The sequence below is a fragment of the Nitrospirillum bahiense genome, assembly GCF_007828025.1.
Classification (GTDB): Bacteria; Pseudomonadota; Alphaproteobacteria; order Azospirillales; family Azospirillaceae; genus Nitrospirillum; species Nitrospirillum amazonense.
The window spans coordinates 32,058-50,570 of the sequence record NZ_VITO01000022.1; the positions used below are offsets into that span (position 1 = coordinate 32,058).

14 protein-coding genes are annotated in these 18,513 nt (G+C 67.6%); 4 read left to right on the forward strand and 10 right to left on the reverse strand.

Annotation, left to right across the window (positions count from 1 at the left end; genetic code table 11):
• Positions 1-4 precede the first annotated feature (4 nt).
• Positions 5-514 (reverse strand): MarR family winged helix-turn-helix transcriptional regulator, encoded by a 510-nt coding sequence (locus tag FBZ88_RS24405; RefSeq protein WP_145619674.1) that lies wholly within the window; start codon positions 512-514, stop codon positions 5-7.
• A gap of 82 nt (positions 515-596) precedes the next feature.
• The gene (locus FBZ88_RS24410) at positions 597-1,592 is read right to left on the reverse strand and encodes a hypothetical protein (RefSeq protein WP_145619675.1); all 996 of its coding nucleotides are present in this window, start codon (positions 1,590-1,592) and stop codon (positions 597-599) included.
• Between the two features lie 567 nt (positions 1,593-2,159).
• Between FBZ88_RS24410 and FBZ88_RS24415 the strand changes: the two genes are divergently transcribed.
• A complete protein-coding gene (locus tag FBZ88_RS24415) occupies positions 2,160-3,608 on the forward strand; it encodes an amino acid permease (protein ID WP_145619676.1) in 1,449 nt (482 codons plus the stop codon).
• A gap of 108 nt (positions 3,609-3,716) precedes the next feature.
• Here FBZ88_RS24415 and FBZ88_RS31425 read toward each other — a convergent pair whose 3' ends face one another.
• The 4 genes from FBZ88_RS31425 to FBZ88_RS24435 all read right to left on the reverse strand — a co-directional run bounded on the left by FBZ88_RS31425 (position 3,717) and on the right by FBZ88_RS24435 (position 10,349).
• Positions 3,717-5,444, reverse strand: a complete 1,728-nt coding sequence (locus tag FBZ88_RS31425; RefSeq protein ID WP_145609883.1) for an enoyl-CoA hydratase-related protein — start codon at positions 5,442-5,444, stop codon at positions 3,717-3,719.
• A gap of 139 nt (positions 5,445-5,583) precedes the next feature.
• Positions 5,584-8,520 carry a TonB-dependent receptor gene (locus FBZ88_RS24425; RefSeq protein WP_246138837.1) on the reverse strand — a complete coding sequence of 979 codons (2,937 nt, stop codon included), beginning with the start codon at positions 8,518-8,520 and terminating at the stop codon, positions 5,584-5,586.
• A gap of 199 nt (positions 8,521-8,719) precedes the next feature.
• Positions 8,720-9,769, reverse strand: a complete 1,050-nt coding sequence (locus tag FBZ88_RS24430) for a FecR family protein (RefSeq protein WP_145609882.1) — start codon at positions 9,767-9,769, stop codon at positions 8,720-8,722.
• Complete coding sequence (locus FBZ88_RS24435) at positions 9,735-10,349, reverse strand: RNA polymerase sigma factor (protein WP_186464588.1); 615 nt, start codon at positions 10,347-10,349, stop codon at positions 9,735-9,737. The genes FBZ88_RS24430 and FBZ88_RS24435 overlap by 35 nt, the downstream gene beginning before the upstream one ends.
• Before the next feature lie 146 nt (positions 10,350-10,495).
• Here FBZ88_RS24435 and FBZ88_RS24440 point away from each other — a divergent pair, with 146 nt between their 5' ends.
• The 3 genes from FBZ88_RS24440 (at position 10,496) to FBZ88_RS24450 (ending at position 12,605) form a co-directional block, all read left to right on the forward strand.
• The gene (locus FBZ88_RS24440) at positions 10,496-11,386 is read left to right on the forward strand and encodes a LysR family transcriptional regulator (protein WP_145609880.1); all 891 of its coding nucleotides are present in this window, start codon (positions 10,496-10,498) and stop codon (positions 11,384-11,386) included.
• 136 nt (positions 11,387-11,522) lie between these two features.
• Positions 11,523-11,996, forward strand: coding sequence for a nuclear transport factor 2 family protein (locus tag FBZ88_RS24445; protein ID WP_211102787.1), 474 nt, complete (start codon positions 11,523-11,525; stop codon positions 11,994-11,996).
• 18 nt (positions 11,997-12,014) lie between these two features.
• Positions 12,015-12,605, forward strand: coding sequence for a VOC family protein (locus tag FBZ88_RS24450; protein ID WP_145619678.1), 591 nt, complete (start codon positions 12,015-12,017; stop codon positions 12,603-12,605).
• 64 nt (positions 12,606-12,669) lie between these two features.
• On the opposite strand, the gene eda is transcribed toward FBZ88_RS24450, so the two are convergent.
• The 4 genes from eda to FBZ88_RS24470 all read right to left on the reverse strand — a co-directional run bounded on the left by eda (position 12,670) and on the right by FBZ88_RS24470 (position 18,437).
• The gene (gene eda / locus FBZ88_RS24455; protein WP_145619679.1) at positions 12,670-13,311 is read right to left on the reverse strand and encodes a bifunctional 4-hydroxy-2-oxoglutarate aldolase/2-dehydro-3-deoxy-phosphogluconate aldolase; all 642 of its coding nucleotides are present in this window, start codon (positions 13,309-13,311) and stop codon (positions 12,670-12,672) included.
• Positions 13,308-15,149: a phosphogluconate dehydratase gene (edd, locus tag FBZ88_RS24460; RefSeq protein WP_145619680.1), complete on the reverse strand. Its 1,842-nt coding sequence runs from the start codon at positions 15,147-15,149 to the stop codon at positions 13,308-13,310. Before edd ends, eda begins: the two co-directional genes overlap by 4 nt.
• Positions 15,150-15,252: 103 nt before the next feature.
• Positions 15,253-16,725 (reverse strand): glucose-6-phosphate dehydrogenase, encoded by a 1,473-nt coding sequence (gene zwf / locus FBZ88_RS24465; protein WP_145609876.1) that lies wholly within the window; start codon positions 16,723-16,725, stop codon positions 15,253-15,255.
• A gap of 200 nt (positions 16,726-16,925) precedes the next feature.
• Positions 16,926-18,437 carry an NAD-dependent succinate-semialdehyde dehydrogenase gene (locus tag FBZ88_RS24470; RefSeq protein ID WP_145619681.1) on the reverse strand — a complete coding sequence of 504 codons (1,512 nt, stop codon included), beginning with the start codon at positions 18,435-18,437 and terminating at the stop codon, positions 16,926-16,928.
• Positions 18,438-18,513: the final 76 nt, after the last annotated feature.

The window sequence follows — 18,513 nt, forward strand, 5'->3', positions numbered from 1 at the left end:
GCGTTCAGCCCTCGCCCAACGCCGCCGCCAGCTGGTGCAGGCGGTCACGCAGGTCCGCCACCTCGTCCAGCGGCACGGGGAAACGGCACAGCATGGCGCCGGGAACGGCCAGCGCCTTGTCACGCAGCGCCCAGGCGGCGGGGGTCAGGTCGACCAGCACGCGGCGCTCGTCCGCCGGGTCGCGCCGCCGCGCCACCAGGCCCGCCGCCTCCATGCGCTTCAACAGGGGTGTCAGGGTTCCGGAGTCGAGGTCCAGGCGGCTCCCGAGGTCGCCCACCGTGAGGGGCGCCCCCTCCCACAGCACCATCAGCGCCAGGTATTGCGGATAGGTCAGGCCCAGCGCGTCCAGCAGGGGGCGGTAGGCGCGGGTGATGCGATTGGTCGCCTGGTAGAGGGCGAAGCACAGCTGCCGGTCCAGCGCCAGCGGGTTGTCCACACCCAGGGGGACGGCCACGGGCTGGGCCGGGGACTCGGTATCAGGGGCGGGGGACGGAACGTTCGCGGGTTTTGCCATCGGGACCTCAAGGTACCCTAGAATAGGGGCAGACCTTAAGGGCGATGGCAATGGGGGACGCGGCGGCCCAACCCGGAAGAACTCACGCCTGCAGAACTTCGACCTTCACGCCGTTGGCGCCGGTGACCCCCTCCACCCCCGTCTTGAGTTTGGACAGGAAGGTGAAATTGATGCCATCCCGGCCGGCCAGCAGGGTGGTCAGCTTGTGGCGCGGCAGGTCGATGCGCTTGGCCAGGTCTTCCATGTAGCCGCCGCCGCGCAGGGACTTCACCGCGTCCGACGACAGCTCAGGATCGACGTACAGCTTTCCTTCCTTGCGGGTCAGGTACAGCGTGCCGGTGGCCGGCCCGCCCACGGGCGCGGGCAACGCGCCGACATCACCGGGGCCACGCAGGTAGGCCCTGACCGTCTGTTCCTGCCGATCATTGGTGAAGTCGCGCAGGGCGGGGGCCGACTGCACGATGATCTGGGCCAACGCGCGGGACCGGGCGACGGCGCCGGTCAGGCGGCCATAGCCGGCCATGGCCGCCTCATACGAGGCCTCGACGGCGTCCAGTTTCAGCAACGGGGCCGCCGCCTCCCCCGCCGGAACGGTCTCGGCCAGTTCGGCGGCGTGGCGGACATCGACGTGCAGGCGTTCCAGGTCGGCTATGGACTGCGCCACCTCCTGCGCCGTCACGTCCATGTGGGTGACCCACTTTTCCATGACGTAGCCGGTACCCAGGCCCATGGGCTCCGCCTTGTCCACCATGGCTTGCAGGATCGGCTCGACCGACCGGATGTGCAGTTCCGTCACCGTCTGGCGCAGCTGGGACAGGCGGATCAGGGTGGCCGGCCGCTTGCTCTCATCCAGGCTTTCGCCGCGCGAGGCCAGCACGGTGATGAAGGACAGGGTGTCGCCAACCTCGACCCACAGCTTGCGGAAGGCGTTCAGCTCCTTGGTCTGCGCCACCATCTGGCAGGTGCGCTGCAGCGCCGCCACCGACTGTTCCAGCTGGCGGATGTCCCCGATGATACGGGTGTAAAGCTGGCCCTTGTCGGGCTGCTTCTTCCAAGGATTGGGCGCGTCGGCACGCAAGACGGGGAAACTCCAGAAGGCGGGGCCCGGAACACCGTCCGGTACCAGGGATGGTATCAGGCGTACCCAGGCCTTCCCAAACCTATAAGGCGCGCATCCGCATAGGGTCAGGGGTGTGCCCCATCCGCGGCGGACTCGAAGGGCGAGCGACGGGAGGACGGGCAACCACCGGGCAAGGACGCGGGACCGGTACAGGCGTGGGTTGATCTTCCGGCGGCGGGGCCCCGGGTGTCAATTCGCCGGTATTGTTTCGAAACCGATCCCATCCTGGCGAGCCGCCGATGCGCACGAAATGACTAGGCCACCTGGACAGGCAATGGCGATCCGTTCCGACGGGGCCGGGAGCGCGCATAAATCTGTCGCCGCCCGGCCGGTTCCGGAAAAGCATAGCCCATCAACATTTTTGGTCGCCGTTTAAGGTGACAGCGCCCCCGGCAGCAGGTACATCGACATCCAAGCAATGCGCGGCAAGCGACGCGCGGGCAAGCAATACGCGGGGCATCACATCATGCCGGTCGTGCCTGGGCGCCCAAGCGCCCGCTGACCGGTCGGGAATTGACGGGAGAGGTGGTTTTGAGCCTTTGGACGAAAAAGACTATCGAGGAGGCCAGCGCCGACGGTGACGGCGATGAAAGCCGCCCGACCCTGGCACGCAGCCTGAACGCCTGGAACCTGACCGCGCTGGGCATCGGCGCCATCATCGGCGCCGGCATCTTCGTCCTGACGGGTTCGGCCGCCGCCCAGTACGCCGGCCCCGGCATCGTCCTTTCCTTCGTGCTGGCGGCCACCGCCTGCCTGTTCGCCGGCCTATGCTATGCCGAATTCTCGGCCATGGTGCCGGTGGCGGGCAGCGCCTACACCTACGCCTACGTCACCGTGGGCCAATTCCTGGCCTGGATCATCGGCTGGGACCTGGCGCTGGAATACCTGTTCGCCTCGGGCACCGTGGCCGTGGGCTGGTCGGGCTATTTCGTCAACCTGCTGAAACAGGTGGGAATCGTCATCCCCGCTGCCCTGACCTCCGCCCCGCTGACGGTGAAGGACGGCTTCCACTTCCAGACCACGGGCGCGGTGCTGAACCTGCCGGCCGTGCTGATGGTCGGCCTCATCACCCTGCTGCTCTACGTCGGCATCCGCAATTCCGCCCGCGTGAACGGCATCATCGTCCTGCTGAAACTGCTGGTGGTGTTCCTGGTCATCGGCTTCGGCCTGTTCTACGTGGTGCCGGCCCATTGGTCGCCCCTGATCCCGGCCGAGGTGGTGGACGACAAGGGCTCCCACTACGGCTGGGGCGGCGTGCTGCGCGGCGCCGGCGTCATCTTCTTCGCCTACATCGGTTTCGACGCCGTCTCCACCACCGCGCAGGAGGCGGTGAAGCCCCAGCGCGACATGCCCATCGGCATCCTCGGCTCGCTGGTGTTCTGCACCGTCCTGTACATCCTGATGTCGCTGGTGCTGACCGGCCTGGTGTCCTACACCGAGCTGAACGTGCCCCACCCGGTGGTGGTCGCCATCGAGGCGGTGCGGCAACTGCACTGGCTGGCCCTGCCGGTGGACATCGGCGCCGTCGCCGGCCTGACCACCGTCATGCTGGTCATGATGCTGGGCCAGAGCCGCGTGCTGTACGCCATGTCGCGCGACAAGCTGCTGCCGCCGGTGCTGAGCAAGGTGCACCCCACCTACCGCACGCCCCACGTGGCCACCGTGGTCACCGGCGTGCTGGCCGCCCTGCTGGCCGGCCTGTTCCCCATCGACATCCTGGGTGAGCTGGTTTCCATCGGCACGCTGCTGGCCTTCGCCATCGTCTGCGGTTGCGTCCTGGTGCTGCGCATCACGCAGCCCCATATGCAACGGCCGTTCAAGACGCCGCTCTACTGGCTGGTCTGCCCCCTGGGCGTGCTGGTCTGCGGCTATCTGATGTGGGGCTTGCCGGGCGATACCTGGCTGCGTCTGATCATCTGGATGATCATCGGCTTCTTCGTCTACTTCGGCTACAGCCGCCGCCGCGCCGCCTGAGTTCGGCGACCGGTGTGACAAAAGGGGCCGGGCGACAGGTTCGCCCGGCCCTTCTTATTTTCAGGCCGTCGTAGACCAAGATCGCGGCCACCCGGCGCCTGGGGTGCCTTACCTCCGGGCGAAGCTGCCCAGGGGGCCGCCGCTCGCGGCGGGCCAGCCGAAGCCCAGCACGGCCATCAGGTCGGCGGCGACGGCGTCGTTCACCAGGCCCTCGGCCAAGGCGGTCACCATGGCGGTGCGCACGGCCGCCATCATGCGGGGGCCGGCATCGGCCGGCGCGGGGTCATCCGGCGGGCGCTTCAGGGCAGCCAGCACAGCCGCGGCCCCCTCCTCCCCCACCAGGTCGGTCACGGTGGCGTAGCCCAGCCGGCGGGCCAGGGCCCAGGGGCCCTCCGCCAGGCCGGCGGCGCGGGCGGCGGCGTCAACGTCGGCGGCCCCCAAGGTGGGGCCCAGATCCAGCGCGGCGCGGAAATAGGCGGCGGTCAGCCGGGCCAGGAAGCGGCCCTCGCCATCCTCCACCCGGAAGGGCGTGCGGCCCAGGCGCCGCGCGGCGTCCACGGCGATGGACAGGGCGGGTGCCGAGGTCCCAGGCCCCGCCACCACCTCCGCCACCCCGCCATCGGCTGGCAAGTACAGGCCCACCAGCCGATCGGCCCAGGCCAGCCCCTGCGCCACCGCGCCAACGCGCAGGCGCGGCCCCGTCAGCACCAGCAGCACATCCTCGCCCAGCGCCGCCTCGGCCGTCGCCAGCAGGGCGCGCTTGGCCGCCACATCCTCGCGGCTGGCGTCGAACAGGATCTCGACTTTGCGCTCACCCAGCTTGACGGGCGTCAGCTCGTCCAAGCCATCGGCATCGGCCACGGCATACACGTCCAGTCCGGCGCGGCGGGCCGCCAGGGCCACGGCGTCGGCCGCGGGTCCCCGGCCCAGGACGGCCACGCGCGACAATTCCGCCGCCGGCAGGGCCGGCCGCCAGGCGGCCTTGTCCGCCTCCCCCTTCGCCACCACCAGGGTGCGGACCAGCGCCGCCACCTCCCCCCGGCGCAGCAGGCCGGCGGCCAGCGCCCGCTCCAGGGCCAGGCCCTCGTCGAACGACAGGCCCAGGCCCTGGCTGACCGCCGTCTCTATGGCGGCGGTGGCGGAGGCCACGGCGATGGGGCGGCGCTTCTGCCCGACGATGAAGGGCGCCTCCACCGTGTTGCCCAGCCGGGCGCGCACCCACGCCTTGGCGGCGCTGCGCACGTGGCTGGCCGGAACCACCTCGTTCACCAGCTTCAGCTCCAGCGCCGCCGACGCCGTCACCATGTGGCCGCCCGACAGCAGGTCATGCGCGCCCACCCAGCCCAGCAGGCGGGGCAGGCGCTGGGTGCCGCCGGCCATGGGCATCAGGCCCAGGCGCTGGTCGGGAAAGCCGAATCGCGCGGCGGGGTGGTCGGTGGACACGCGGTAGCCGCAGGCCAGCGCCAGTTCCAGCCCCGGCCCCAGGGCGGAGCCGCTGAGCGCCGCCGCGATGGGCTTGGCCGTCCCCTCCAGCCGGCGCAGCGCGTCGCCGTAGGGAGCGATTGCGGCCAGCAGCGCGTCGTCGGACAGGCCAGGGGCCGCATCCGCCAAGGCGAGCAGGCCCAGCGGCTCCCGCCCCAGCAGGAAATGCCCCTTGGCCGAGGCGATGACCAGGCCCCGCACCTCCTCCCGGTCCTCCAGGATGGCAGCCAGCTCGTCCAGCGCCGCGATCAGGGCGTCGTCCAGCAGGTTGGCGCGCCCGGGCGCGTCCAGCGTGGCATAGGCGATGCCGTCGTCGTCGAGCGTCAGGTGCAGGGGGGACGGATGGTCGGTCATGTCCGCACTGTGCCGGGCGTCCGGTGCGGCGGCAAGTGTCCCCGATGCCGCAAAGCCACCCCGCGCGAAGGGAAAAGGGCGCCGGCGGTTGCCCGCCGGCGCCCCTCATGAACCCAACTGCCAGGTTGGTTCCAGTTATTTAGAACTCGCAGGTCACGCCCCACAGGAAGGTGCGGCCGCTGGAGGTGTTCACCTCGATGCGATGCGCGGTCAGGTCGGTGAACTGCACGATGTGCTCATCGGTCAGGTTCAGGCCTTCCAGCGTCACCTTTATGTGCGGGGTGACGTTGTAGTGGGCGGAGAAGTCGACGTTGTTGGTCGGCTCATAGGCCTCGCCCACGTTGCCGTTGCCGCCGATGCTGTCCAGGTACTGGCTGCGGTAGGCCTCCGAGATGCGCACGCCCCAGGTTTCAGTCTCGTAGTACAGCGTGGCGTTGGCCGAGAAGCGCGAGAGGTTCACCAGCGGCAGGTCGTAGGACTTGCCGTTGATGATGGCGGGGGAGCTGCCGTCGGCGAAGGTGCCGTTGGCGACCATGCCCAGGTGGTTGAAGGGAGCCGGCAGGAAGTCGAAGTCGCGCTGCACGGCCACTTCCACGCCCTTGATGCTGGCGCCGGAGACGTTCACCGGCTGGGAAACGTTGTAGGGCGTGGCGCCCGTCTGCCCCGGCAGCAGGAAGGACAGCGGATAGCCGGTGGCGGAATACGGCTCCGTCACCGTGGTGGCGCTGATGAAGGAGTTCAGCTTCTTGTAAAAGGCGCCGATGGATACGAAGCCGACCTTGCCGTCGTAGTACTCCAGCGAGCCTTCCACCGCGTCCGCCGTGAAGGGCTTCAGGTCGGGGTTGCCGATGGTCAGGCTGCCGCCGAAGGGGGCGGTGGTGATGGTGCCGGCGGCCTGCAGATCGGACAGGGCGGGGCGGCTGATGTTGCGGTTGGCGCTAAGGCGCGCCACCAGGTCGGGCTCAACGAAATAGGCCAGGTTGGCCGCCGGCAGCACGCCGCTGTAGGTGTGCGGCACCGTCACCGGCTTCAGCACGCCGCCGGAGTTGACCGAACCGGCGGATGTCAGGTCGGTGGAGTAGTAGCGCAAGCCGACATTGGCCTTCAGCCGCCGCTCCATGACGTCCGTGTCCAGGTCGTACTGGATATAGCCGCCCTTGGTGTCTTCCGTGACGTGGTAGTCCGATCCTGGCGACAGGAACTTGGCGTTTTCGATGTCCCGCGTCTGGCCGATCAGCTTGTAGATGGCGTCCACGTCGCCGACGATGTAGGGCACCAGGGTGTCGTAGGGCACCGTGTACTTGGTGCTGGCCGGGATCGCCCTGTCCGCCGGGACGTTGTAGAAGACCTTGTTGTTGTACTGCGCGCCTTCATCCTCGAAGCGCTTGTATTCGAAGCCGGTCTTGATGGCGGAGCTGTCGGTCAGCGCGTATTCGAAGTCCAGCTTGGCGTTCTTGTAGGAATTGATGATCTTGTTGGCTTGGGTGTCCAGGCGCATCAGGTTCCACAGCGACGGGTCGGTGGTGTTGAAGCTGTAGGTGTTGACCGGCATGGTGGTGCGGTCGTCGAAGCCGATGCCCTGGTTCTTCGCCTCCAGGAACACCTTGTCGAAGTAGGGCAGCTCGTAGTCGGAGCGGGAGTAGCCCACCATCCCCTTCACCAGCAGCCGGTCCGTGATCTGGTCGGACCCGTGCAGCACCGTCTGATAGAAGTCGGTGCTGTCGCTTTCGGTGTTGTACTCGTTGCGCATGTCCACGCCGGTGTAGTTGGCGGCCACCAGGGTGTTGCCCTGGATGACGGCCGACTGCAGCACCTGGGTACCCGACACATTACCGGTCAGGGCGTTGGTGCCGCCCGCCGCCATGGCGTAGTCTTTGCGGTCGTTGGTCAGGCGGCTGTACAGGGCGTCGAAGCCCAGCTTCAGGCCGTTCTCCGGCTCATACTGCAGGGCCAGCGTGCTGCCCAAGCGGGTGCGGTGATCGAACCAGGTGGAATAGGTGTCGGCCTGTGGGGCATAGATGGTGCCGGATTCCATCTTGGCGGCGTCGGCGGCGCTGACACCCGGGCCGATGTTGGCCGGGTTCACCTTGATCTGGCTCCAGCCCCAGTTGCGATAGCCGTACTCGTTGCTGTCGTTGGTGCTGTAGGCGACCGACACCAAGGCGCCGAAGTCGCCCCAGCGGTTGGACAGCAGGCCCACCATGCGGGGCGTCACGCTGTCGGTGTTGCTGTTGTTCTGGCCCTTGGCGGAAAACACGGCCTTGAAGCCGTCGTAGTCGAAGGGCTTGGCGGTGCTGAGCCCCACCGTGCCGCCGATGCCGCCCTCATCCTGTTCGGCGGCATAGGACTTCTCGACGGTCACGCGGTCGAACAGCTCGGAGGCGAACAGGCTGTAATCGAAGCTGCGGGTGCGGCTGACGGCGCCGCGGTTGTCCATGCCTGAGGCCGTGTTGCCCAGCACCTCCATACCGTTCAGCTGGGTGCGGGTGAAGTCCGGGCCCAGGCCGCGCAGGGTGATCTGCCGGCCTTCGCCGGAATCGCGGTTGATGGTGACGCCGGGCACGCGCTGCAGCGATTCCGCCAGGTTCAGGTCGGGAAACGCGGCGATGTCTTCCGCGACGATCACCTCCTCCGATCCCACGGCCTCGCGCTTCAGGGCCTTGGCCTGCGCCAGGCTTTCCCGGAAACTGGTGACCACCACCTCTTCCAGCGGATCGTCATTGACGCGCGCCTGCGGCTTGGGCGCGGCGGCCGGGGCCTTGGCCGGCGTTCCCACCTGCAGGACCACCACGGCACCGTCGTCGGACGACACCACCAGGGGCGTGCCCTGCAACAGGGTGGTCAGGGCCTTCTTGCGGTCCAGCTCGCCATGGATGGCCTGGGTGCTGATGCCGTCCAGCTGGCCCGCCGGCGCCACGATCTGGATGCCGGCCTGCTTGGCGAAGGCCGGGATGGCGCTGACCGCCGGCTGGGCCGGCAGGTCGAAGCTGCGCGTCTGGGCCACGGCGGGCGCGCTGAACGCGATGACGGCGGACGCCGCGCCGCACAGCAGCATCGGGCGCAAAGATTTGAACATTCTCACTGACTCCCCCAGCAATATCAGTGTCTGACTGCCATTCGCGGGGCGTTCATCGCCCTCACGCCCCTTAGATTATTTTGGGGAGCCAATCAAGCCATCCGTAATGAAACTTTTATATTTTGTTGCTCTCATTGTTTAATTTGGATGACGTGGGCATTTCGACTTCGCGTCATAACCGTTCATCTGGATGCCGGTCTTATTTATAAAGGGTGATGATGTCCCCTTCCCGCTTGCTTTTGATGCGCAGGCCCAGGGCGATGGCGCGGGCGAAGCCGGCGGGATCGGTGGCGGCAAACAGGCCGGAGATGCGCTCATGCGCCGGTGCCCCCTTCACCACGATCTTCTGGACGGAATAACGGGCGAATTCGGCCGCCGCCTCGGCCAGGGTGACGCCCTCGAAGGACAACAGGCCCTCGCGCCACATCAGGCTGCGTCCCAGGGCGCCCGGCGCCACGTCGCGCAGGGAGACCTGCACCTCCTCCACGCCGGCGGCGTTCAGGCCGATGCGCACCTCCGCCTCCTGGTTGGCGGTGACGTGGGTGCCGTTGGTGGCGCCGGCCGATGGCGTCCACAGCCGTTCCAGCGCCTGCCAGGCCGTGGCAGGCGGGGCGGGCGGCGGCAGTTCCACCGCCACCCGGCCACTGGTCACCTGCACGCGCATACTGCCCTTGTCATCCTCCAGCCGCACGGCATAGGCGGTGCCGACGGCCCGCGCCTGGGCCTTGGGGCCCTGGACGATGAAGGGGCGATCAGGGTTCTTGGCCACCTCGAAATAGGCCTCACCCTTCAGCAGGCGGATGGTGCGGCTGTCCTCGCGGTAGTCGACCTCCAGCACGCTGTCGGTGTTCAGAGTGATCCTGGACCCATCGGGCAGCGGGATGCGCCGCACCTCGCCCACCTCGGAGGCATAGCGGCGGCCGGCGGTCGGCGCCGGGCGGCGGACGAGAACGGCGGCACCCAGGACCGACGCGGCCGCGCCCATCAGTACGGCGCGGCGCGGCAGCGTGCCCCACTGGGCCACGGACGGCGCCGGCGGCCGGCGCAGCATGCGCATGGCCAATTCCATACGTGGGCTGATGAAATAGGCCTGGGCGCGGGCCAACGCGCCGACGCAGCGGATGTCGCTGTCCAGCCAGGCCGACAGGTCCGCTTCCTCGGCCGGGGTCAACTCACCGGCGTCCTGGCGGGCGACCCAGCGGGCCGCCGCCTCATCAATGGACTTTGCGCTTTGCCGCTGCGTGATCACGCTCTACCGACCTTGTCTTCTTCTTTTGATCCGCCACGCCGTCCTCATCGGCCTCTTCCCGGCCCAATTGGGCCAACAGCAGCTTGATGCCCCGCGCCACCTGCTTCTGGATGGTGTGCTGCGACAGGTTCATGCGCCGGGCGATCTCCTGCTGCGACAACCCCTCCACCCGGCGCATGACGAAAGCGGCGCGCGTCTTACGCGGCAGGGCCTCGATGGCGCGCCGCACATGCTCCAGTTCGGACCGGGCCAGCACCGTGTCCTCCGGCGACGGCTGATCCATCACCGCCTCCAGCGCGCCGATGTCGGACACGGCAGTGATGGGCACCACGCGGGCATGGCGCAGCTGCTGCAGGATGACGGAATGGGCGACCTGGAAGGTGTAGGTCTTGGGATCGAGGATGGCGTCCACCGAGGCCTTGGTGGCCAGGATGGCGTACGTTTCCTGCACGACGTCGTCGATATCGCAGTGCAGGCCCCCCTTGCGCTTCAGCCAGGCGCGCAGCGCCGGCTCATGCGGCACGACGTGCAGCGCCAGCCACTGCGCCCGCTCAATCGTGATCTGCTTGGTGGATTTCAATGTCGCCCCGCATCTAAGCACTGCTCCCTAGATGCGCGGACTTTGTGACAGACGCCATTTGTCATGAAAATTTAGGAATTGGCGTCTGGCGACATCGGCGCATAATCCAATCATATTGTTTCCATATCAGAACAACGGATGCCGTCATGGATTTGAACGCGGTCGCGATGTTCGTCGCCGTCATCAAAGCCCAAAGTTTTTCAAAGGCGGCCACGGAACTGGGCGTCACCAAGTCCACCATCTCCAAGAAGATCAGCGAGCTGGAGGCCTTCCTCGGCACCACCCTGATCCGGCGGACGACGCGCAGCCTGCAACTGACCCAGATGGGGGCGGAGTTCTACGAACAATGCGCCACCTCCCTCACCGCGCTGCGGGACGCGGCGGAAAACGCCCAGGCGGCGGGGACGGAACCGCGGGGGCATTTGCGCGTGACCTGCCCGGCGGACTTCGTGCCCGCCATCATGGGACCGGTCTTTGCCGGCTTCATGCAGGCCTACCCCAAGATCACGCTTGAGGTCATCCTGACGGACAAGCCGCTGGACCTCGTCATGGACAACATCGACGTGGCGATCCGGATTGGAAACCTGAGCGATTCCGCGCTCATGTCCCGCCGCATCGGGCGTGAGGTTTTCCAGTTGCTGGCCAGCCCGGCCTATTTCGACCACGCCCCGCCATTGCGCGAGCCGGGCGACCTGCGGGATCACGAATGCCTGATCTTCGCGCCCAAGCCCGAATTGCGGATCTGGCACCTGCAGGATGGTGAGCGCCGGCTGCGGATAGAACCGGGCATCAAGTTCATCTCGAACAACATCTCGATGATCAAGACTTTGGCCGTCCTGGGCGCCGGCATCACGCTGCTGCCCGTCTCAAGCTGCCAGGAGGAGATCGCCGCCGGGCGGCTGTCGGTCCTTCTCCCCGAACTGTCGATGGGCGCCACGCCCATCCACCTCGTCTACCAAAAGCAGCCCTTCAAGTCGCCCAAGATCCAGACCTTCGTCTCATACGTCGAAACGCACGTCCGGAGTCAATTTCCGTAAACATCAATAGTTTCTTATAAGAAACAATGTTTTCATGCTTTCGTTCATTATCAAACAATCCTCGCCGGGGTACGGTTTGCCCGGATCGAAACGGGCACCGACCCGTTACCCGTTGCCCCCGCGAAGGATAAAGGCGATGAAGCCCCCCTCGAAATTCGGCCTACTGATGCTGGCCCTCTTCTCCACGGCCGCCGCCCGTGGCACCCATGCCGCCCCGGCCCAAACGCAGGTGCTGGATACTGCGCCGGCGACGAATGAGCAGATCGCGGCCGCCCAGACGCTGATCGACAAGCATTTCGCGCTGTGGAACAGCAACGACATGTCGAAATACCGGCAAGCCTACGACGCGATCTACGCCAAGAATTTCCTGATGGCGGATTACAGCGGCGTGGCCCGGAGCTACGACGATGTCGTGGCGCTGATCCAAAAGGTGCAGGCGGCGCATCCCGGTTTCCATTTCACGCCCAAGCCCGTCGCGATCAACCATGGCCTGGGCCGCGTCACCTGGGGCTACGGCCCCGCCGACGACCCCACCCTCATCACCGGCGAAGACATCTTCACCATCGAAGACGGCAAGATCACCAGCCTTCGCGTCTTCCTGAACAAATAAGCCGACAAGAGAGACATCATGAAATTCATCAACGCCTTCCTGGTGGCCGGGCTGCTGGCCACCGGCGCCCCCGCCCATGCGCAGGACGTGAAGGTCGCCGGCATCGACCATGTCGGCATCACCGTGCCGGACCTGCAGCAGGCGGAGGAGTTCTTCTCCAGCACCTTCGGCTGCGTGCCCGTCACCCACATCGGCCCCTTCCCGATGGCCACCTCCCTGTCGCCGGACCGCAAGCAGACCGTGGCCCCCCGCGCCACCAGCCTGTCGCTGGCCATGCTCCGCTGCGGCACCGGGTCCAACATCGAACTGTTCGCCTACAAGGACTCGACCGGTTCGACCATCATCCCCAATAACGAGGATCTGGGGCAGTCGCACATCGCCTTCTACACCGACGACGTCAAAGCCGGCGCCGCCAAGCTGAAGGCCAAGGGCCTGCAGATCATCGGGGAACCCATCACCATGCCCAGCGGCGACACCGCGGGGGAGACCTGGGTGCACTTCCTGTCGCCCTGGGGGTCGGAGATGGAACTGGTCGGCTATCCCAACGGCAAGGGATATGAAAAGACCGCCAAGGTTAAACTGTGGAGCGCCAAGCACCCGGCCGACTGACCCTGCAACAAAAAACGCCCCGACCGGTGTTCAAACCGATCGGGGCGCTTGTTCGGTAAAACGCTCACCTGCCCAGGGCCGACGCCTCGCGCGCCAGCTTGGTGATGACGGCCCAATCCTTGGCCGCCACCAAGTCCGCCGGGGTCAGCCAAGAGCCGCCAACGCAGGCGACGTTGGGCTGGGCCAGATAGTCGGGTGCCGTCTTCACGGTGATGCCGCCCGTGGGGCAGAAGGTGATCCCCGGCAGGGGCGAGGCCAGCGACTTGATCAGCTTCAGGCCGCCCACGGCCTCGGCCGGGAACAGCTTCACATGGCGCAGGCCGCGGGCCTGCAGGGCCATGACCTCCGACGGGGTGGCGGTGCCGGGCAGGAAGGGCACACCCTGGGCCAACACCTCATCCAGCAGGGCGGGGTAGCAGCCTGGGCTGACGATGAACTGCGATCCGGCGTCGCGCACACGGCCCACCTGGTCCGGCGTCACCACCGTGCCGGCACCGACCACGGCGTCCGGCACCTTGGCGGCGATGATCTCGATGGCGGCCAGGGCGGCCTCGGTCCGCAGGGTCACTTCCAGCACCCGCACGCCACCCTCGACCAGGGCCTCGGCCAGCGGCAGGGCGTCCTCGACCTTCTCGATGATCAGGACGGGAACGACGGGGCCCAGCGCCAGGATTTCGCCCACGCCGTACTTGCTCTGCGAACTCATGCGAAATCCTCTCCGAAGCTATGGGCGCCGTCCTCGGCGCCGGTCACATGGGCGCGCATGGCCCCGAACAGGTTGCGGCCCGTGCCCCAGGTGTTGGCGCTCAGGTCGGGCGTGGCGGCCGGGCGGGCGGCAAACTCGGCCGCGTCCACCAGGATGTCCAGCGTGCCGGCCTCACCATCCAGGCGCACCACGTCGCCGGTCTGGATGCGGGCCAGCGAACCGCCCTTCAGCGCCTCCGGCGTCAGGTGGATGGCGGCGGGCACCTTGCCCGACGCACCGGACATGCGCCCATCGGTGACCAGCGCCACCTTGAAGCCCTTGTCCTGCAGCACGCCCAGGGGCGGCGTCAGCTTATGCAGTTCCGGCATGCCGTTGGCGGCGGGGCCCTGGAAGCGGACCACGGCAATGAAGTCGCGCTCCAACTCACCGCGCTTGAAGGCGGCCAGCATCTCATCCTGGCTTTCGAAGACGATGGCCGGCGCCTCGACGACGCGGTGCTGCGGCTTCACGGCCGACACCTTGATGATGGCGCGGCCGGCGTTGCCGGTCAGCAGGCGGATGCCGCCCGACGGGTCGAAGGGGTCGCTGGCCGGGCGCAGGATGCTGGTGTCGGCGCTGGTGGCCGTGCCGGGCCGCCAGGCGGCCTTGCCATCCTTCAGCCATGCCTCATGGCGGTAGGCGTCCAGGCCGCTGCCCTGTTCCGTGCCGTCCACAACGGTGGCGACGTCGCCGTGCAACAGGCCGGCGTCCAGCAGGCTGCTGATCAGGAACTGCAGGCCGCCGGCGGCGTGGAAATGGTTCACGTCCGAGACGCCGTTGGGATAGACCCGCGCCAGCAGGGGCACGGCCCCCGACAAATCACTGAAATCCTGCCAGTCGATATGGATGCCCGCGGCGCGCGCGATGGCCACCAGGTGCAGGGTATGGTTCGTCGACCCGCCCGTGGCCAGCAGGCCCACGATGGCGTTGACGATGCTGCGCTCATCCACCAGGCGGCCGATGGGCGTGTAGTTGCCCGCCTGCTCCGTCAACTGGGCCGCGCGCTGGGTGGCCGCCACGGTCAGGGCATCGCGCAGCTCCGTGTTCGGGTTGATGAAGGAGGATCCGGGCAGATGCAGGCCCATGATCTCCATCAGCATCTGGTTGGAGTTGGCGGTGCCGTAGAAGGTGCAGGTGCCGGGGGAGTGGTAGGACTTTGACTCCGCCTCCAGCAGGTCGTCACGGGTGGCCTTGCCCTCCGCGTACAGCTGGCGGATGCGCGCCTTCTCCGGATTCGACAGGCCCGACGGCATCGGGCCGCCCGGCACGAAGATGGCCGGCAGATGGCCGAAGGACAAAGCGCCGATCAGCAGGCCGGGGACGATCTTGTCGCAGATGCCCAGGTACAGCGCCGCGTCGAACATATCGTGCGACAGGGCGATGGCCGTGGCCTGGGCGATGACATCGCGGGAGAACAGCGACAGCTCCATGCCGTCGCGGCCCTGGGTCACACCATCGCACATGGCGGGGACGCCGCCGGCGAACTGGGCCACCACGCCCGCCTCATGCGCCGCCTTCTTGATGATGGCGGGGAAGCGCTCGAACGGCTGGTGGGCCGACAGCATGTCGTTGTAGGCCGACACGATGGCGATGTTGGATTTGCGGTTGCCGGCCAGCGCCGCCTTGTCGTCGGCGGCACAGCCGGCGAAGCCGTGGGCCAGGTTGCCGCAGCCCAGCGCGCCGCGCCGGGGGCTCTGGCCCTTCTGCGCGTCCAGGCGCTGCAGGTAACGGGCGCGGCTGTCCGCGCTGCGCTGGATGACGCGGTCGGTAACCTGCCGCAGGGTGTCGTGTAGCGCCATGGGGTCCTCCCTGGCTGATGAGCCATGAACGTGGATACGCCGGCGGGACCGGCGATGCGGCGCCGGCCCCGGGGGCTGAAGTCGAATAAACGCCCGCGAACCCTTAGAGTTCGGGGTCGTGCCAACGGCGACCGTCGCGGTCCAGCAGCAGGGCCGCGCTGATAGGGCCCCAGCCGCCGGCGGCGTAGGGGTCCGGGCGCATGTCCGTCTGCTCCCAGCCGGCCAGGATGGTGTCGATCCAGGACCAGGCGGCGTCCACCTCGTCGCGGCGCATGAACAGCGACGGATTGCCCCGCACCACGTCCATCAGCAGCCGCTCATAGGCCTCGGGATACCGGTCCTTGAACGCCTCGGCATAGGAGAGGTTCAGCGGCACGGAGCGCAGGCGCAGGCCGCCCGGGCCCGGCACCTTGGTCATGATGTTCAGCTGCACGCCCTCGTCCGGCTGCAGGCGGATGACCAGGCGGTTGGCCATCAGCTCGCCCGAGCCTTTGGGGAAGACGCTGTGCGGCACGTCCTTGAACTGGACGACGATCTCGGAATAGCGGACTGGCAGGCGTTTCCCCGTGCGCAGGTAGAAGGGCACGCCGCTCCAGCGCCAGTTCTCGATCTCAGCCTTGATGGCGACCAGGGTCTCGGTGTTGCTGGACCGCGTCAGCTCATCGGCGTACCCCGGGACCGGCTGGCCGTCGATGGAGCCGGCGCGGTACTGGCCACGCACGGTCTTGACCTTCACATCGGCCTGGGTGATGGGGCGCAGGGCCCGCAGCACCTTGATCTTCTCATTGCGGATCTGGTCGCCCGACAGGTGGGCCGGCGGCTCCATCGCCACCAGGCACAGCAACTGCAGGAAGTGGTTCTGCACCATGTCGCGCAGGGCGCCGGCCTTGTCGTAGTACTCGGCCCGGCCTTCCACACCCACGCTTTCGGCGACGGTGATCTGGATATGATCGATCCAGCTGCTGTTCCACAGCGGCTCGAACAGAGCATTGCCGAAGCGCAGGACCATCAGGTTCTGCACCGACTCCTTACCCAGGTAATGGTCGATGCGGTAGATGCGGTCTTCGGGGAAGACGGCGCCCACCTCTTCGTTCACCGCATTGGCCGACTTGCCGTCATGGCCAATGGGCTTCTCCAGCACCACGCGGCAGGTATCGGTCACCAGGCCGGCGCTGGCCAAGTTGCGGCAGATGGCGCCAAACAGGCTGGGGGCCGTCGCCAAGTAGCAGACGCGGGCCTTGTCCTCATGCCCCTTCAACAGGGTCTGCAGGGGTTCCCAGCCGGCCGACTTGGTCGCGTCCAGCGACACATAGCCCAGGCGGGCGGCGAACCGCTCCCACACCGCCGTCTCCAGGTCGGCGGCGGGGACGTGGCGCTGCAGCGCCGCCCACACCGTGGCCCGGAAATCCTCCACCGTCTGGTCGGTGCGGCTGACGGCGATGATGCGGCTTTCGTCCGTCATCTGCCGGTCGCGCTCCCGGTAGTAGAGGCCGGGCAGCAGCTTGCGCATGGCAAGATCGCCGGTACCGCCGAAAACGACGAAATCGAAGGGATTGACTTGCAGCACTTCAGCCATGATGGCGCCTTGGCTTGGTTTCCCAGGGATGGCAGGGCCATCCGCCCGTTATCGATTATGCGGTTATTTCACTACCACAATTCCCTGGAAGCGCCACCGGAAAATCACGTACCCTGTAATCAGGCGGGCAATTTTCCGGTAATTCCGTAACATGACAGCCTTGCGGCGACGGGGAGCTCCAGGAGCGGCGGCGCGTGGGCTCAGGCCTTCAGGCCGCCCATCAGCAGGTATTTCACCACCAGGTAATCCTCGATCCCATACTTGGAGCCTTCACGGCCCAGGCCGCTCTGCTTCACGCCGCCGAAGGGGGCCACCTCGGTGGAGATGATGCCCTCGTTGATGCCGACCATGCCGTATTCCAGCGCCTCCGCCACCCGCCAGATGCGGCCGATGTCGCGGCTGTAGAAGTAGGCGGCCAGGCCGAACTCGGTGTCGTTGGCCATGCGGATGGCCTCGGCCTCGTCCTTGAAGCGGAACAGCGGCGCCACCGGGCCAAAGGTTTCCTCGCGCGCCAGGATCATGTCCGGCGTGGCGTCCAGCAGCAGGGTGGGCTCGAAGAAGTTGCCGCCCAGGGCATGACGCCGGCCGCCCATGGCGACGCGAGCGCCCTTGGCCACCGCATCGGCGATGTGGCGCTCCGCCTTTTCCACCGCGGCGGCATTGATCAGGGGGCCGGTGGTCACGTCCTTGTCGGCGCCGTTGCCCACGCGCAGGCGCCCCACCGCCTCCGCCAAGCGGGCGGCGAACGCCTCATAGACGCCGTCCTGCACCAGGATGCGGTTGGCGCAGACGCAGGTCTGGCCGGCGTTGCGGTATTTGGAGGCCACGGCCCCCTCCACCGCCGCGTCCAGGTCGGCATCGTCGAAGACGATGAAGGGCGCGTTGCCGCCCAGTTCCAGCGACAGCTTCTTCAACGTGTCGGCGCTCTGCTTCATCAGCAGCTTGCCCACGGGCGTGGAGCCGGTGAAGGACAGCTTGCGCACCAGCGGGTTGGAGGTCATCTCCCCGCCGATGGGCTTGGGATGGCCGGTGACGACGCTCAGCACCCCCGGCGGCACGCCCGCCCGCTCCGCGAGCACGGCCAGCGCCAGGGCGCTGTAGGGCGTCACCTCCGACGGGCGCACCACGATGGGGCAGCCGGCCGCGAGCGCCGGGCCCACCTTGCGGGTGATCATGGCGATGGGGAAGTTCCAGGGGGTGATGGCGGCGGCCACGCCGATGGGCTCCTTCACCACCACGATGCGCTTGTCGCCGGCGAAGCTGGGGATGGTGTCGCCGTAGGCGCGCTTGCCCTCCTCCGCGAACCATTCGATGAAGCTGGCGCCGTAGGCGACCTCGCCCCGCGATTCGGCCAGGGATTTGCCCTGCTCCGCCGTCATGATACGGGCCAGATCCTCCTGCGCCGCCATGATCATCTCGAACCAGCGGCGCATGACGGCGGCGCGGTCCTTGGCGGTGCGGGCGCGCCAGCCGGCCCAGGCGGCGTTGGCCGCCTTGATGGCCAGCGCCGTCTCGGCGGCGCCCATGGCGGGAATGGTGCCGATGACCTCACCGGTCGCCGGGTTGTCGACGTCTATGGTGCCGCCCTCGTCGGCATCGACCCAAGACCCGCCGATGTAGGCTTGGTCCCGCAGCAGGCCGGGGTCCTTCAGCCCAAGGGCCTGAGCCGTGCGGATGAGGAGCCCGTGGGGGGCGCGAACGGGGGTATCCATGGCAAACCTCTTGTAACAACCGCCTGGGGGCATGGTTCTTACGTAGGCGGGTTCTGGGGGCGTTGCAATGCGGGGG